Genomic DNA, 16,011 nt, shown 5'->3' with positions numbered 1-16,011 from the left:
GAGGTGAGGGCGGCGGTCTCCCTCATCCGCCCTTAGGGCACCTTCTCCCAGGGGGGGAAGGGTATTAGAAGCCTTTCAGGACATATCCATGGCTCACGTATCCCAGATCAAGATTCCCGCCACCTACATGCGTGGTGGTACCAGCAAGGGCGTGTTCTTCCGCCTGCAGGATTTGCCGGCCAGTTGCCAGGCGCCGGGTGAGGCCCGCGACAAGCTGTTCATGCGCGTAATCGGCAGTCCCGATCCCTATGCCGCGCATATTGATGGCATGGGCGGCGCGACTTCTTCGACCTCCAAGTGTGTGATCCTGTCGAGAAGCAGCCAGCCTGAGCATGACGTCGATTACCTTTACGGCCAGGTCTCCATCGACAAGTCCTTCGTCGACTGGAGCGGCAACTGCGGCAACCTCTCCACCGCCGCCGGCGCCTTCGCCATCCATGCCGGGCTGGTCGATCCGGCGCGCATTCCGGATAACGGCGTGTGCGTGGTGCGCATCTGGCAGGCCAATATCCAGAAAACCATCATCGCCCATGTGCCGGTGAGCAATGGTCAGGTGCAGGAAACCGGCGACTTCGAGCTGGATGGGGTGACCTTTCCGGCCGCCGAGATCGTGCTGGAGTTCCTTGATCCGTCCGATGATGGCGAGGAGGGTGGCTCGATGTTCCCTACCGGCAACCTGGTCGATGACCTGGAAGTTCCGGGTGTTGGTACCTTCAAGGCGACCATGATCAGCGCCGGCATCCCTACCGTGTTCGTCAATGCCGAGGACATCGGTTACCAGGGCACCGAACTGCGCGAGGCCATCAATGGTGATCCGGCGCAACTGGCGCGTTTCGAGCAGATCCGCGTGGCCGGAGCCCTGCGCATGGGGCTGATCAAAACGGCCGAAGAGGCTTTGACCCGGCAGCACACGCCGAAGATCGCCTTCGTCAGTCCGCCCAAGTCCTACCAGGCGTCCAGCGGCAAGCAGATCGAGGCGGGCGAAGTGGACCTGCTGGTGCGTGCGCTGTCCATGGGCAAGCTGCATCACGCCATGATGGGCACCTGTGCGGTGGCCATCGGCACGGCGGCGGCCGTTCCGGGCACGCTGGTCAATCTGGCGGCGGGTGGTCAGGAGCGCGAAGCGGTGCGCTTCGGTCATCCGTCCGGCACCCTGCGAGTCGGTGCGCAGGCTGCGCTGGTCGATGGGCAGTGGGTGGTGACCAAGGCCATCATGTCGCGTTCGGCACGCATCCTGATGGAAGGCTGGGTGCGTGTGCCGGGTGATGCGTTCTGATGTATGAAAAAGCCCGGCACTGGGCCGGGCTTTTTGTGGGGCAACGCCGGTTTTACTTGAGCCGGCGTTCCACGCCTTTTTCCACCAGGATCTTGGCGGAGATTTCCTCCACCGAGAAATGGGTGGAGTTGATGTGCGGGATGTTCTCGCGGCGGAACAGGTTTTCCACCTCGCGGACCTCGAACTCGCACTGGGCAAAGCTGGAATAGCGGCTGTTGGGTTTGCGCTCGTGACGGATGGCGGTCAGGCGATCCGGGTCGATGGTCAGGCCGAACAGCTTGTGTTTGTGCTGCTTGAGGGCGGCGGGGAGCTGCAGGCGCTCCATGTCTTCCTCGGTCAGCGGGTAGTTGGCGGCGCGGATGCCGTATTGCATGGCCATGTACAGGCAGGTCGGGGTTTTGCCGCAGCGGGAGACGCCAACCAGGATCAGATCGGCCTTGTCGTAGTGGTGGGTGCGGCCGCCGTCGTCGTTGTCGAGGGCGAAGTTCACCGCCTCGATGCGCTCCATGTAGTTGGAGTTGGCGCTGATTGAGTGCGACTTGCCCACCGAGTAGGACGAGCCGGCGGTCAGCTCCTGCTCCAGGGGGGCAAGGAAGGTAGAGAAAATGTCGATCATGAAGCCGTTGGACTCGGCCAGCACCTCGCGAATCTCGCGATTGACGATGGTGTCGAAGATGATCGGGCGGGCGCCGTCTGCCTCGGCAGCTGCATTGATTTGCTGTACCATCACCCGGGCTTTTTCCACGGTGTCGATGTACGGTCGTGTCAGCTTGCTGAAGGCAATGGTTTCGAATTGTGCGAGCAGGCTTTGACCGAGGGTTTCGGCAGTGATGCCGGTGCCGTCGGAGATGAAAAAGGCAGTTCGTTTCATAGCGCTGCAGGCCTTAAGGTAGTCTCGGATCTTGGCTAAGATGGCCGCACGATCGGGCCTTGCCGGGCGTCATTGTGACGCATTTGTCTGCAGCTTTGCCAGAATCCTGCGGCCGGGAGTGCCACAGGGTTGTACCAACATTCATGTGGAGAGATCACCTTGGTAGAGTACGTAGTGTCCCTCGATAAGCTCGGCGTCCACGATGTTGAGCGGGTAGGGGGCAAGAACGCTTCCCTGGGCGAAATGATCAGCAACCTTGCCGGTGCCGGCGTTTCGGTTCCTGGCGGTTTTGCCACCACGGCCCAGGCCTACCGTGATTTTCTCGAGCAGAGTGGTCTCAACGACCGCATTCATGACCTGCTTGATGCTCTCGATGTGGATGACGTCAATGCCCTGGCCAAGGCCGGCGCGCAGATCCGCCAGTGGGTGATGGACGCCGAGTTCCCGGCCCAGCTGGATGCCGATATCCGCACCGCCTTCGCCGAAATGAGCGGTGGCAACGAGCACATGGCCGTGGCCGTGCGCTCCTCCGCCACCGCCGAAGACCTGCCGGACGCGTCTTTTGCTGGCCAGCAGGAAACCTTCCTCAATATCCGTGGTGTGGATAACGTGATCCGCGCGGCCAAGGAAGTCTTCGCCTCGCTGTTCAACGACCGCGCCATCGCCTACCGCGTGCACCAGGGCTTCGACCACAAGCTGGTCGCCCTGTCCGCTGGCGTACAACGCATGGTCCGCTCGGAAACCGGCACCGCCGGTGTGATGTTCACCCTCGATACCGAGTCGGGCTTCCGTGACGTGGTTTTCATCACCGGCGCCTACGGCCTCGGCGAGACCGTGGTGCAGGGCGCGGTGAACCCCGACGAATTCTACGTGCACAAGCCGACCCTGGAGGCCGGTCGCCCGGCAATCCTGCGCCGCAACCTGGGCAGCAAGGCGATCAAGATGGTCTACGGCGACGAAGCCAAGGCCGGCAAGTCGGTGAAAACCGTCGAGGTCGATCGTGCCGATCGCGCCCGCTTTGCCCTAAGCGATGCCGAGGTGAACGAGCTGGCCAAGCAGGCGCTGATCATCGAGAAGCACTACCAGCGTCCGATGGACATCGAGTGGGCCAAAGATGGCGACGACGGCCAGCTGTACATCGTCCAGGCCCGTCCTGAAACCGTGAAGAGCCGCAGCAGCGGTAATGTCATGGAGCGTTATCTGCTCAAGGAGAAGGGCAAGGTGCTGGTGGAAGGCCGCGCTATTGGCCAGCGCATCGGCGCCGGTCCGGTCAAGGTCATCCACGACGTCTCCGAGATGGACAAGGTGCAGCCCGGCGACGTGCTGGTTTCCGACATGACCGATCCGGACTGGGAGCCGGTGATGAAGCGCGCCAGCGCCATTGTCACCAACCGCGGCGGACGCACCTGCCACGCGGCGATCATCGCCCGCGAGCTGGGCATTCCGGCCGTGGTCGGCTGCGGCAATGCCACCCAGGTGCTGAAAGACGGCATGGGCGTCACCGTGTCCTGCGCCGAGGGTGATACCGGCTTCATCTTCGAGGGCCAACTGGGCTTCGACATCCGCAAGAACTCGGTCGATGCCATGCCCGAGCTGCCGTTCAAGATCATGATGAACGTCGGTAACCCGGACCGTGCCTTCGACTTCGCCCAGCTGCCCAACGAGGGCGTGGGCCTGGCGCGTCTGGAGTTCATCATCAACCGCATGATCGGCGTGCACCCCAAGGCGCTGCTGAACTTCGCCAACCTGCCGGCGGACATCAAGGACAGCGTCGAGAAGCGCATCGCTGGTTACGATGACCCGGTCGGTTTCTACGTCGAGAAACTGGTCGAGGGCATCAGCACCCTGGCTGCGGCGTTCTGGCCGAAGAAGGTCATCGTGCGCCTGTCGGACTTCAAGTCCAACGAATACGCCAACCTGATCGGCGGCAAGCTCTACGAGCCGGAAGAAGAGAACCCGATGCTCGGCTTCCGCGGTGCCTCGCGCTACATCAGCGAGAGCTTCCGCGATTGTTTCGAGCTGGAATGCCGCGCGATGAAGAAAGTGCGCAACGAGATGGGCCTGACCAACGTCGAGATCATGGTGCCTTTCGTGCGTACCCTTGGCGAAGCCAGTCAGGTGGTTGATCTGCTGGCCAGCAACGGCCTCAAGCGCGGCGACAATGGCTTGCGCGTGATCATGATGTGCGAGCTGCCATCCAACGCCCTGCTGGCAGACGAATTCCTCGAATTCTTCGACGGCTTCTCCATCGGCTCCAATGACCTGACCCAACTCACCTTGGGCCTGGATCGGGACTCCGGCATCGTCGCTCACCTGTTTGATGAGCGTAACCCGGCGGTGAAAAAGCTGCTGTCCAATGCCATCCAGGCGTGCCGCAAGGCCGGCAAGTACATCGGTATTTGCGGTCAGGGTCCTTCGGACCATCCTGATCTGGCCAAGTGGTTGATGGAGCAGGGTATCGAGAGTGTGTCGCTGAACCCGGACTCCGTACTGGATACCTGGTTCTTCCTGGCCGAGAACCACGCCTGATAACCGTTCCTGAGAGCCAGAAGGGCGGGCCACTTACCCGCCCTTTTTTGTGCAATAGAGCCATGCAGTCGAACCATGCAAAGTAGCAGTGAGCTTTTTCCCGTCGCCCTGATCAGCGCCGAAATTCGCGGTGAACTGACCGAGGACGTCTACCTTCTCAAACCCAACAACAGCCCGGACAACAGCGTCGAGCTGGCGCTGACGCGGATTGGCCTGCGTGACCGCACTGGTGATTACGGTGAGCCGGTGGTGCTGCTGCATGGCAGCTTTTCCAACCGGCGCTTCTGGTGCTCGCCGCTCGGTATCGGTGCCGGTGCCCATCTGGCCCGCCAGGGCTTCGATGTGTGGATTCTGGAGATGCGTGGCCACGGCCTGTCGCCGCGCAACCGTGACTACACGAGGAATCGCGTCAGTCAGTACGTACGCTATGACCTGCCGGCGGCAGCGGCCTTCGTTCAGGAGCAGAACGGCCTGGCGCCGCACTGGGTCGGCCACTCGCTGGGTGGCATTGTGCTGGCGGCAGCCTTGGGTGGCGGTTATCTGGATGAGGCCAGTGCCGCCTCCGCGGCCCTGTTCGGCAGCCAGATCAGCCGTATCTACTGGCCGCTCAAGGTGCCGCCGGTGGAGTGGGCCGGGCGCTTGCTGCTCAAGGGTTTTGAGCAGGTGTCGGGCAGTCGCCTCAAGCGTGGGCCGGAAGACGAGCCGATCGGTCTGGTGAAGGAAAGTCTGCGTTGGCATGGTCTGTTCGGCCGCTTCGGCGACAGTGAGAAGGATTGGTGGGCCGGCCTGGCCGATGTGCGGGTGCCGCTCCTGGCGGCTGCCGGCGCTGGCGATACCCAGGATCCGGCCTGGGCCTGCCGCAAGCTGTTCGAACAGTTCGGCTCCGCGCACAAGGAGTACCACTCCCTGGGCAAGGCCGATGGTTTCAGTCAGGACTACGGGCATGTCGACATGCTGGTGAGCAAGGGCGCGCAAAAGGAAGTCTGGCCGTTGCTCGCTGCTTGGCTGATGCGCGCCGGCAAGGCCTGAATGCGCATTCCAGAGCCTGACTGCAGCAGTTAAACTGCGCGCAGTCCGGGCTGCCATGGACGTTGCCATGGCGCTTGAAATGTTCAACGCGGCGCGGTCGTTGCGGTTGGCCGCTGAATCTTCTCTCTGCAACTAGGAGCTTGCCATGCATTACGTTACCCCTGACCTGTGCGATGCCTATCCGGAGCTGGTACAGGTTGTTGAGCCGATGTTCGCCAACTTCGGCGGGCGCGACTCCTTCGGCGGCCAGATCGTCACCGTCAAGTGCCATGAGGACAACTCGCTGGTCAAATCCCAGGCCGACGAGCCGGGGCAGGGCAAGGTGCTGGTAGTCGACGGCGGTGGCTCGCTGCGTCGCGCGCTGCTGGGTGACATGATTGCCGAGAAGGCCGCCAAGAACGGCTGGGAAGGCATGGTGATCTACGGCTGCGTGCGTGACGTCGATGTCCTGGCGCAGACCAACCTGGGCGTGCAGGCGCTGGCCAGTCATCCGATGAAGACCGACAAGCGCAACATCGGCGATCTCAACGTGCCGGTGACCTTTGGTGGCGTGACCTTCACGCCGGGCGAATACGTGTATGCCGACAACAACGGCATCATCGTTTCTCCGCAGCCGCTGAAAATGCCCGAGTAAGCTGTTGATGTTGCCAGGCCCGGCGCACTGCCGGGCTGCTGGTTGATGGAGCAAGCATGTACGACGAGCCCAATCCACCTGCAGGCCTGATCCACGCACAACTGCTCGACGGCCGCGGTGGCGCTCGCCAGGTCGAGTTTGACGAGCTGGCCACGCTGCAGGTCGGACCAGGCGAAAGTCTCTGGTTGCACTGGGATCGCAGTCATCCGCAGGCGCAGACCTGGTTGCGCGAGCAAAGCCTGTTGAGCGGCTTTGCCTGTGACCTGTTACTGGAAGAAAACACCCGGCCACGTTTGCTGACCCTGCCGGATGAACAGTTGCTGCTGTTCCTGCGCGGCGTCAACCTCAATCCTGGGGCTGAGCCCGAGGACATGGTCGCGGTGCGCATCTTTGCCAGCGCCAACCAGGTTATCTCCCTACGTTTGCGTCCGTTGCGGGCTACCGATGAGGTGCTGGCCGAGCTGGCGCAAGGCATCGGTCCGCGCAGCAGCGGCGAGTTGCTGCTGCGATTGACGGAGGCGATGACCGACAAGAGCGACCAGTTGATGATCAAGCTGTCGGAGCAGCTCGATACCCAGGAAGAACTGATGGAGCTGGATGAGCGCCATCATCCTGAGCATCAGCAACTGCTCCAGGTGCGTCGCCGCGCGGCCGGTTTGCGCCGATTCCTGGCGCCCCAGCGTGATCTCTATGCGCAACTGTCGCGCACAGGGTTTGGCTGGCTGGGCGGTCTGGCCGAGCAGTGGAACGAGCTGCACAACCGGCTGACGCGTCAGCTGGAAGAGCTCGAAATGCTGCGCGAGCGAGTCAGCCTGGTGCTGGAGTCGGAGCATCGGCGCATGAGCGAAGGCATGAATCGCACCATGTACCTGCTCAGTATCGTCACCTGTTTCTTTCTGCCGCTGAGTTTCATCACTGGCTTGCTGGGTATCAATCTGGGCGGTATGCCGGGTGCTGAACACCCTTATGGCTTTGTCATGGCCTGCGTTCTGATTGGCGTCCTGGCACTTTCCCAGTGGTTGCTGTTTCGTCGGCTGCGCTGGCTGTAAACGCTGTGACTTCGCCGAAGATGGCGGCGTCTAGCCGACATAGTGCCTGTGGAGGTGAGTATGCAAGATCCCTTTGAAGAGTCGCTGCGCGACTTGCTGAAAGCCTCGCCAGGTAGCCATGACGACGATGCCTGCCTGGGGCGGGTGTTGAAGACCGCCAACCGCCAGGTCGGCGCTGGCGATCTGTTTTCCATGATGGGGCGCTGGGTGCCGGCTCTGATGATCGCGCTGAACAATGGTTCGGCGCACTGGGCTCCGGTATCGCGTCTCAACCGTTCTCATCGTTCTGCTGACAAGGCTGAGTGACTATGCAATTCGATCCCTGGACTCAAGGTCTGGTGAGTGCCATGACCGCCATCTGGACCAAGGCGGCCGGCTTCATTCCCAATCTGTTTGCTGCGCTGGTACTGGTGCTGGTCGGCTTTGTGGCCGCCAAGCTGCTCGATACCCTGCTGTCCAAACTGCTGGCCAAGCTGGGGCTGGACCGCCTGATGGGCGGGACGGGTCTGACCAAGCTGCTGGTGCGCGTCGGTATCCATGCGCCGGTCTCCAGCCTGGTTGGCAAGGTGGCGTACTGGTTCATCGTCCTGATCTTTGTGGTCACCGCCGTGGACTCGCTGGGTCTGGAGCGCTTGTCGGCCACCCTGGATCTGTTTGCCCAATACCTGCCGAAGATGTTCGGCGCAGCCCTGGTGCTGCTCGGCGGTTTGCTGCTGGCGCAGCTGGCCAATGGCTTGGTGCGTGGTGCGGCGGAAGGTGTGGGGTTGGAGTACGCCGCTGGCCTGGGGCGGATTGCCCAGGGTCTGGTGATCATCATCAGTATTTCGGTGGCCATCGGCCAGCTGGAGATCAAGACCGATCTGCTCAATCTGGTGATTGGCATCGTGCTGATCAGTGTCGGCCTGGCTGCCGCTCTGGCGCTGGGATTGGGCAGTCGCGAGGTGGCTGGGCAGATCATTGCCGGGATCTATGTGCGCGAACTCTATCAGGTCGGCGATGTCCTCAAGGTCGGCGACGTTGAGGGGCAGATCGAGGAGATCGGCACGGTCAAGACCGTGCTGCTGACCGACAGCGGAGAGTTGATTTCGCTGGCTAATCGCGCTTTGCTTGAACAGCGCGTCAGCAGTCGCTGATTCGCGCGTTCGCCAGCGTCACGCGTGGCGCCGGACTGGTTTGTCCGGCGTCCTCGATCAGGCTATCGGCTGACTCCCTTGAACGATCTGCATTTGTCCAAAACGGCTTACGACCCGCGCCAGCTCACGGATGAGGAACTGGTTCAGCGGGCGCATGTCGAGCTGTTCCATATCACCCGCGCCTATGAAGAGTTGATGCGGCGTTATCAGCGCACGCTGTTCAACGTCTGCGCGCGCTATCTGGGCAATGAGCGTGATGCTGACGATGTCTGTCAGGAAGTCATGCTCAAGGTGCTGTACGGCCTGAAAAACTTCGAAGGCAAGTCGAAGTTCAAGACCTGGCTGTACAGCATTACCTACAACGAATGCATTACCCAGTACCGCAAGGAAAAGCGCAAGCGTCGCCTGCTCGATGCATTGAGTCTGGACCCACTGGAGGAAGCCTCGGAAGAGCAGGCTCCCAAGCCGGAGGAGAAGGGCGGCCTGGATCGCTGGCTGGTGCATGTCAATCCGATCGACCGGGAAATCCTGGTGCTACGTTTTGTCGCAGAGCTGGAGTTCCAGGAAATCGCCGACATCATGCACATGGGCCTGAGTGCCACGAAAATGCGCTACAAGCGCGCCCTCGATCGCCTGCGGGAAAAATTTGCCTCGCCAGTCGCTGACGAATAGTTGACGCTATTCTTCAAAATTTCGTGAAAGCAATGGTAGAATCGCGGCATTGAGTCGCCTGGATATTTTTTTGACGACTCTCGGACCACTAAATTAGATGGGGATTTAACGGATGAAACTGAAGAACACTCTGGGCCTGGTTATCGGCTCTCTGCTGGCCGCTGCTGCTGCGAACGCAGTGGCTCAAGGTCAAGGCGCTGTTGAGCTGGAAGCATTCGGCAAGCGTTACTTCACCGACAGCAGCAGCAACATGGATGAAGGCAACCTGTTCGGCGGCTCCATTGGTTACTACCTGACCGAAGACGTCTCCCTGGGCCTGTCCTATGGTGAATACCATGACATGCGTTCCGAGAACGGTACCGGCAACAAGGACATCAAGGGCAACCTGGCTTCCCTGGATGCCTTCTACCACTTCGGCACTTCCGGCGACGCTCTGCGTCCTTACGTTTCCGCCGGTTTTGCTCACCAGAACATCAGCAACGTTCCGGATCGTACTGGCCGTGACCACAGCACCTTCGCCAACATTGGCACCGGTGTTAAGTACTTCCTGACCGAAAACTTCTTCGCCAAGGCTGGCGTTGACGCCGCCTACAACATCGACGCCGGTGAAACCGAGTGGCTGGCCGGTGTTGGCGTTGGTCTGAACTTCGGTGGCGCTGCTGCCCCGGTCGCTGCTGAGCCGGCTCCGGAAGTCTGCACCGACAGCGACAACGACGGCGTCTGCGACAACGTTGACAAGTGCCCGGACACCCCGGCCAACACCACCGTTGATGCCGATGGCTGCCCGGCTGTGGCCGAAGTGGTTCGCGTTGAGCTGGACGTGAAGTTCGACTTCGACAAGGCCCAGGTCAAAGAAGAAAGCTACGGCGACATCAAGAACCTGGCTGACTTCATGGGTCAGTACCCGCAGACCACCACCACCGTTGAAGGTCACACCGACTCCGTTGGTACCGACGCTTACAACCAGAAGCTGTCCGAGCGCCGTGCCGGTGCCGTGCGTGACGTGCTGGTCAACCAGTACGGTGTAGGCGCCGAGCGCGTCAGCTCCGTTGGTTACGGTGAGTCCCGCCCGGTTGCCGACAACGCCACCGAAGCTGGTCGCGCTGTTAACCGTCGCGTAGAAGCTGAAGTAGAAGCCCAGGCCAAGTAATTCGCCCGGCGCTTCACGAAAAACCCGGCCTAGGCCGGGTTTTTCTTTGCCTGAAGAAAATCAGGCAAAGGTGGGTATATCGCCTGCCTGCTGCTGGTGCGGCAAATGGCCAAGATGCCTCCTATTGGGGCGAGAGGGCTGATCTTCCTTGTGCCCGCATATTGCGTAGGTCGTTGTTTATTAAGTTGTTTTTGGTTTTTGTTGGTGATGTTCTGTTGGCCCGGATATTGCCATTCATAGCGTGCAGAGTGCTGCGCAACGCCGCGTAGTCATCATTCACTGATCCTGTCGAAGCGGTACTTCGGGCGCTTCCCGGCCGGTCGATAGGGTCAACAATGAGCGCCGCGCCCCTGAACCAATGAAGGTCTCCCATCGCGTGCCGGGTCAGCTATTGACCGGCAGCAGGGGCTGGCCTTCGTCGGTACAGGACAGACAAGACATGATCTTCGGTCGCAGAAAGCGCAAGCCCATCAGCATTCCGGCCAAACCGGTCAAGGAATGGAAGTACACCACCTGCAACTACTGCTCGACCGGCTGTGCCATCGAGCTGGGCCTGGGCGAGGACGGTCGCATCGTCACCAGCCGTGGCCATGCCGGCGCCGACGTCAATCGCGGCAAGCTGTGCATCAAGGGGCTGCTGGAGCACGAGCTGTTCGAATCCCCCGGGCGTGGCACGGTGCCGCTGGCGCGCGAGAAGGCGCACGAGCCGTTCCAGCCGACCAGCTGGGATGCCGCGCTGGATACCACCGCGACCAGGATCAAGGAAATCCAGGCCAAGTACGGCCGTGATGCCTTCGCCGTGGTCTCCACCGGCCAACTGCTCACCGAGGAGTTCTACACCCTGGGCAAGCTGGTGCGCGGGCAGATCGGCACCAACAACTACGACGGCAACACCACTCTGTGCATGGCCTCGGCGGTGTCCGGCTACAAGCGCAGCTTCGGCAGCGACGGCCCGCCCGGCTGCTACGACGATTTCGAGCACACCCACTGCCTGATGGCCTTCGGCTCCAACCTGCCGGAGCAGCACCCGATCATCTACTGGCGCCTGAAGGAGGCGCTGGAGAAGCGCAAGTTCCCGCTGATCGTGATCGACCCGCGGGTGACCATGCTGGCGCAGTTCGCCGACATCCACCTGCCGATCACCCCGGGCACCGACTGCGTGCTGATCAACGCCATGCTCCACGTGATCTTCAAGGAAGGCCTGGAGGACAAGAACTACATCGCTGCGCACACCAACGGCATCGTCGAGCTGCGCGCGCTTGTGGCCGACTACGATCCCAAGACCGCCCAGCACATCTGCGGCATCGACGAGGACCGCATCCGCACCGTGGCGCGCCTGTACGCCAAGGCGCCGGCGGCCATGAGCATCTGGACCATGGGCATCAACCAGTCCACCCATGGCTCGGACGGTGTGGTCAACATCAACAACCTCAACCTGGTCACCGGCAACATCGGCAAACCGGGGGGCACCAGCCTGTCGATCACCGGCCAGTGCAACGCCATGGGCACCCGAGAGTGGTCGTCCTGCTCGGGCCTGCCTGGCTATCGGGCGCTGGAGAAGGACAAGGATCGCAAGGCCGTGGCCGAGTTCTGGGGCATAGCCCCGGACTTTTTCCCGCCGGCGCGCGGCCTGTCGCAGACCGACATCTTCCCGGCCATCGAGACCGGCGAGATCAAGGGCCTGTGGCTGGTGGCGACCAACCCCATGACCTCCATGCCCAACCAGCCGCGCATCCGCAAGGCGATGGAGAAGCTCGAGTTCCTGGTGGTGCAGGACGTCTACCAGGACGTGGAGACCACCCAGTACGCTCATGTGTATTTCCCCGCCGCGGTCTGGGCCGAGAAGCAGGGCTGCCACACCAACACCGAGCGGCGGGTGAACCTGACGCGCAACGTGCTGCCGGCCTATGCCGATTCCAAGCCGGACTTCTGGATCTTCAACCAGATGGCCAAGCGCTTCATGGACCGCAATGTCATCCACTTCCCGGACGACACCGAGTCGGCCTTCGACGAGATGCGCGAGCTGTCCAAGGGCGCCGGGCGCACCCTGGACATCTCCGGCATGAGCTACGACCGCATCGAGGCGGCGCGCGGCATCCAGTGGCCCTACAGCGAGGCGCAGGCCGCGGCCGACGAGGCCGTGCACGGCGCGCCGGGGACCTTCGACATGCTCAGGCGCCAGGACTATCTGGGTGAGCGACGGCTCTACGCCGACGGGCGTTTCCAGACCGACGACGGCCGCGCCAAGCTGATCCCGATCCGCTTCGTCAACAACAACGAATGCCCGGACGCCGAATACCCTTTCTGGCTCAACTCCGGGCGGGTGGTCGAGCATTTCCACACCCGTACCCGCACCGGCAAGATCGGCAACTGCAACAAGTTCAGCCCCACGCCCTACATGGAGATGAACCCCGACGCTGCCCGCGAGCTGGGCATCGAGCATTCCAGCTACGTGCGCCTGGTCAGCCGGCGCGGCGACGCGGTGGTGATGGTGCAGCTGACCCACAGGGTCGGGCGCAACATGCTGTTCATCCCCTTCCATTTCCACGACTGCGTCAACCGCCTGACCCTCGGGCTGCTCGACCCCTATTCGCGCCAGCCGGCCTTCAAGCAGAACGCCGTGCGGGTGGAATTGATCGACCAGCAGGAAGCCGCACGCCTGAACCTCGAACGCCGCGCGTTCTGATTGCCGGGGAGAGAAGCCATGACCCACAAGGAAAACCTCAACGCCAACGGCTGCGGCGGCGCCTCGCTGGCGCCCATCCAGTTCACCCCCAGTGCCGATGCGAGCATCTGGGAGGTGCGCACCGAGGAGCAGCCCTACGCCTTCCTGCCCGAGCAGCCGATCGCCGAGCGTAACCGCTACGGCCAGCTGATCGACCTGATCGACCTCACCGAGCACAAGCTGCCGGTCGGCCGCTCGCTGCACATCAACGAGAACCCGGCGGTGGGCAGCAACCCCAACCGTAACAAGCAGCACGGCTTCTTCTTCACCGCCGACAACTGCATCGGCTGCCACGCCTGCGAGGCCGCCTGCAGCGAGAAGAACGAGAACCCGGCGCACCTGGCCTTCCGCTCGGTGGGTTATGTCGAGGGCGGCAGCTACCCCGACTACAAACGCATGAACATCTCCATGGCCTGCAACCACTGCGACGACCCGGTGTGCCTCAAGGGCTGCCCGACCCGCGCCTACACCAAGCACGTGGAATACGGCGCGGTGCTGCAGGACCCGCAGACCTGCTTCGGCTGCGGCTACTGCACCTGGGTGTGCCCGTACAACGCGCCGCAGCTGGACCCGGTGCAGGGCCAGGTGTCCAAGTGCAACATGTGCGTCGACCGCCTGGAGGTGGGCCTGAAGCCGGCCTGCGTGTCGGCCTGCGTGGGCAACGCGCTGGACTTCGGCGTGATCGAGAACGTGCCGGCCAATCGGGAGCAGGCGAGGGCGGAGATCCCCGGCTTCCCGGACCCGGCCATCACCCACCCGAACATCCGCTTCCAGCAGATCAAGCAACTGCCGGACGAGCTGACCCGTACCGACTCGATGCCGGTCAAGTACCACAAGGACGAGCAGGGGCGCTATCGCCCGGCTATCGACCAGAAACAGGGCAAGACCCGCCACTGGAACCTGGCGCGGCTGAGCTCGCGGGAGAATCCGCTGGTGCTCTTCACCCTGGCCACCCAGGCGGCCATCGGTGCCTTCGGTCTGGCCTTCGTCGGCGCCCAGGCGGGCCTGGCCGGCTTCGTCCAGTTCGCCCAGTCGATGGTCTACCTGCCGCTGATGCTGCTGGCCTTCGGCATGGTCGCTTTCGGCCTGTTCATGTCGACCATGCACCTGGGCAAACCCAAGCGCTTCTACCGTGGCTTCAACAACCTGCGCCACTCGCCGGTGTCGCGCGAGGGCCTGGGCATCGCCCTGTTCATGGCCTTCCTGGGCCTGCATATCGGCTGCAGCCTGCCGGGCAACGCGTTGGTGGTCGATCTGGCGGCCGTCTTGGGCCTGGACCTGGCCCCCTGGCAGGGACTGGCAATCCAGGGCGCGACCCTGTTCGGCGCCCTGGCGCTGCCGGCCGGGCTGACTGGGCTGTACTACATGAACCGCTGCTACCGCATCAAGGCGCGGCCGTTCTGGAACCACTGGCAGGTGGGCACCGCCTTCTTCGGCAACATGCTCTCGCTCGGCGCGCTGGTGAGCGGCCTGCTGCTGCTGCCGACCCTGCTGCTGACCGGCGCCGACTGGAGCGGCGCGCTGCTGGCACTGGGCGGCGCGCTGCTCTTGGGCCTGGGCGCCGAGGGCCTCGGCCACCTGGCCCATGCCCGTGCCATGGGTGCGGCCGAGCACGAGGGTGGGGCGTCCTACTACGTGCAGAGCACCACCTTCGGCAAGACCTTCGTCCTGCGCAACGCGCTGATCGGCGCCAACCTGCTGCTGGTCTCCGGCCTGCTGGCCACGCAGGTCGCGGGCCTGGACAGTGCCTGGCTGCTGGTTGGCTGGGCGCTGGCCGGCCTGGTGCTGCTGGCCTGTTGCCTGATCAGCCGCGCGCTGTTCTACGTGCTGGTGATCCCCACCACCATGCCTGGCGCCTTCTTCTGGAAAAACAAGGGTTTCGAGCAGCATGCCCGCGACATTGGCCTGGCACACATGCCACAGGTCGGCGTGGTGCCGCTGACGCACTAAGAAGCGTTGTAACACTCGGGTCGGCCTTGCCGGCCCTGTTTCATTGGAGGGCGTTGTATGCAACTGGAAGATCTGCCGGGCGCGCGCTGCGTAATCGGCCTGCGCTACTTCGACGAGCAGGGGCAGCTGCTGCACCAGAGCCAGCTGTGCGGCACGGTGGAGTCGGCCGATGCCGAGCAGGGCATCCGCGTCCTGCTGCAGGGCGCGGCCGACGGCGAGGCGGCGCACTTCAGCCTGCCGCCTGCCCTTCAGGCCTGGTTCCGCGCGCCGCCCGGGCACTACCGGGATCAGGAGGGACGCGTGGATATGCGTGATCCGGATTACCTGGTCAGCTGGGACATCGAGCGCACCCGCGGCAACGCCGGCGAAGGTCAGCACCAGTGGTGGCGCTGGAAGGCGGTGAGCGTGGCGCCCAGCGTTGGTGCGGCGCAGTAGCGACTTCTATCGTCCGGGCTAACCACTGGCAAGCTTGGCCTCGTGCCTAACCGCTTTTCGAGTTGGCTGTTGGTTCTGGTTTCGCCCTTCCTGGGCGACTCACTTTCTTTGCTTGCGGATCGCCGCCCGGTGCAAAGAAAGTAAGCAAAGAAACCCCCCACTTCATCCGGCCCTGCGCTTTGCGCCGAGAAATAAACCTTCAGGCAGCTCGGTGCTGGGTCCCCGTCAGGAGGCCGAGTGGAGGTGTCACGCAGGGGGACGAGCGGCCTGGATGGCCGCGAGAGGCATAACGGGACAGGGACGTCCCGTGTATGCCGGCCCCCGGAGCGGCACCGGAGGGAGGGAACCCCGCCGCAGGCGGGGCCGGATGTCGGGGTGGCCTTCTCTTTGGTTTCTTTCTCTTGGCCAAGCAAGAGAAAGAAACTCGCCCGGCAAGGGCGAAACCCGGGCTATCGGAAAGCACGGAAAGCACGGAAAGCACGGAAAGCACGGAAAGCACGGAAAGCACGGAAAGCACGGAAAGCACGGAAAGCACGGAAAGCACGGAAAGCACGGAAA

13 protein-coding genes are annotated in these 16,011 nt (G+C 62.8%); 12 read left to right on the top strand and 1 reads right to left on the bottom strand.

What is annotated here, in order from left to right; translation table 11 throughout:
* Positions 1–88: 88 nt before the first annotated feature.
* The gene (prpF, locus tag HNP49_RS09125; protein ID WP_184682581.1) at positions 89–1,276 is read left to right on the top strand and encodes a 2-methylaconitate cis-trans isomerase PrpF; all 1,188 of its coding nucleotides are present in this window, start codon (positions 89–91) and stop codon (positions 1,274–1,276) included.
* 52 nt (positions 1,277–1,328) lie between these two features.
* On the opposite strand, the gene HNP49_RS09120 is transcribed toward prpF, so the two are convergent.
* On the bottom strand, positions 1,329–2,147 hold the full coding sequence (locus HNP49_RS09120) for a pyruvate, water dikinase regulatory protein (RefSeq protein WP_184682580.1): 819 nt from the start codon (positions 2,145–2,147) through the stop codon (positions 1,329–1,331).
* A gap of 159 nt (positions 2,148–2,306) precedes the next feature.
* On the opposite strand from HNP49_RS09120, the gene ppsA reads away from it, so the two are divergent.
* From ppsA to HNP49_RS09065, 11 genes are all read left to right on the top strand, one after another.
* The gene (gene ppsA / locus HNP49_RS09115) at positions 2,307–4,676 is read left to right on the top strand and encodes a phosphoenolpyruvate synthase (protein ID WP_184682579.1); all 2,370 of its coding nucleotides are present in this window, start codon (positions 2,307–2,309) and stop codon (positions 4,674–4,676) included.
* A gap of 75 nt (positions 4,677–4,751) precedes the next feature.
* Entirely contained in the window at positions 4,752–5,705 is a 954-nt protein-coding gene (locus tag HNP49_RS09110; protein ID WP_184682577.1) for an alpha/beta fold hydrolase, read from the top strand.
* Positions 5,706–5,850: 145 nt separating this feature from the next.
* Positions 5,851–6,339: a ribonuclease E activity regulator RraA gene (rraA, locus tag HNP49_RS09105; protein ID WP_184682575.1), complete on the top strand. Its 489-nt coding sequence runs from the start codon at positions 5,851–5,853 to the stop codon at positions 6,337–6,339.
* Positions 6,340–6,395: 56 nt separating this feature from the next.
* On the top strand, positions 6,396–7,388 hold the full coding sequence (locus HNP49_RS09100; protein WP_184682574.1) for a zinc transporter ZntB: 993 nt from the start codon (positions 6,396–6,398) through the stop codon (positions 7,386–7,388).
* 60 nt (positions 7,389–7,448) lie between these two features.
* Complete coding sequence (locus tag HNP49_RS09095; RefSeq protein ID WP_184682572.1) at positions 7,449–7,694, top strand: CrfX protein; 246 nt, start codon at positions 7,449–7,451, stop codon at positions 7,692–7,694.
* Positions 7,695–7,696: 2 nt separating this feature from the next.
* The gene (locus HNP49_RS09090) at positions 7,697–8,521 is read left to right on the top strand and encodes a mechanosensitive ion channel family protein (protein ID WP_184682571.1); all 825 of its coding nucleotides are present in this window, start codon (positions 7,697–7,699) and stop codon (positions 8,519–8,521) included.
* 93 nt (positions 8,522–8,614) lie between these two features.
* The gene (sigX, locus tag HNP49_RS09085) at positions 8,615–9,193 is read left to right on the top strand and encodes an RNA polymerase sigma factor SigX (RefSeq protein WP_260407125.1); all 579 of its coding nucleotides are present in this window, start codon (positions 8,615–8,617) and stop codon (positions 9,191–9,193) included.
* A 112-nt stretch (positions 9,194–9,305) separates the two neighbouring features.
* Positions 9,306–10,343 carry an OmpA family protein gene (locus HNP49_RS09080; RefSeq protein WP_184682567.1) on the top strand — a complete coding sequence of 346 codons (1,038 nt, stop codon included), beginning with the start codon at positions 9,306–9,308 and terminating at the stop codon, positions 10,341–10,343.
* A gap of 439 nt (positions 10,344–10,782) precedes the next feature.
* Positions 10,783–13,029, top strand: a complete 2,247-nt coding sequence (locus HNP49_RS09075; RefSeq protein WP_184682565.1) for a molybdopterin oxidoreductase family protein — start codon at positions 10,783–10,785, stop codon at positions 13,027–13,029.
* An 18-nt stretch (positions 13,030–13,047) separates the two neighbouring features.
* The gene (locus HNP49_RS09070) at positions 13,048–15,018 is read left to right on the top strand and encodes a DmsC/YnfH family molybdoenzyme membrane anchor subunit (RefSeq protein ID WP_184682563.1); all 1,971 of its coding nucleotides are present in this window, start codon (positions 13,048–13,050) and stop codon (positions 15,016–15,018) included.
* Between the two features lie 57 nt (positions 15,019–15,075).
* Positions 15,076–15,453 carry a hypothetical protein gene (locus HNP49_RS09065; RefSeq protein ID WP_184682561.1) on the top strand — a complete coding sequence of 126 codons (378 nt, stop codon included), beginning with the start codon at positions 15,076–15,078 and terminating at the stop codon, positions 15,451–15,453.
* The last annotated feature ends 558 nt before the right edge of the window (positions 15,454–16,011 follow it).

Source organism: Pseudomonas fluvialis, assembly GCF_014207935.1.
GTDB lineage: Bacteria > Pseudomonadota > Gammaproteobacteria > Pseudomonadales > Pseudomonadaceae > Aquipseudomonas > Aquipseudomonas fluvialis_A.
The sequence above is the reverse complement of the archived record's forward strand: the minus strand, read 5'-3'. Positions and strand labels throughout refer to the sequence as shown.

Coding starts and splice junctions, on each gene's coding strand:
- HNP49_RS09120 (WP_184682580.1), bottom strand. CDS start 2,147: ATGAAACGAACTGCCTTTTTCATCTCCGACGGCACCGGCATCACTGCC.
- HNP49_RS09070 (WP_184682563.1), top strand. CDS start 13,048: ATGACCCACAAGGAAAACCTCAACGCCAACGGCTGCGGCGGCGCCTCG.
- HNP49_RS09095 (WP_184682572.1), top strand. CDS start 7,449: ATGCAAGATCCCTTTGAAGAGTCGCTGCGCGACTTGCTGAAAGCCTCG.
- HNP49_RS09110 (WP_184682577.1), top strand. CDS start 4,752: ATGCAAAGTAGCAGTGAGCTTTTTCCCGTCGCCCTGATCAGCGCCGAA.
- HNP49_RS09075 (WP_184682565.1), top strand. CDS start 10,783: ATGATCTTCGGTCGCAGAAAGCGCAAGCCCATCAGCATTCCGGCCAAA.
- HNP49_RS09100 (WP_184682574.1), top strand. CDS start 6,396: ATGTACGACGAGCCCAATCCACCTGCAGGCCTGATCCACGCACAACTG.
- HNP49_RS09090 (WP_184682571.1), top strand. CDS start 7,697: ATGCAATTCGATCCCTGGACTCAAGGTCTGGTGAGTGCCATGACCGCC.
- HNP49_RS09080 (WP_184682567.1), top strand. CDS start 9,306: ATGAAACTGAAGAACACTCTGGGCCTGGTTATCGGCTCTCTGCTGGCC.
- prpF (WP_184682581.1), top strand. CDS start 89: ATGGCTCACGTATCCCAGATCAAGATTCCCGCCACCTACATGCGTGGT.
- HNP49_RS09065 (WP_184682561.1), top strand. CDS start 15,076: ATGCAACTGGAAGATCTGCCGGGCGCGCGCTGCGTAATCGGCCTGCGC.
- rraA (WP_184682575.1), top strand. CDS start 5,851: ATGCATTACGTTACCCCTGACCTGTGCGATGCCTATCCGGAGCTGGTA.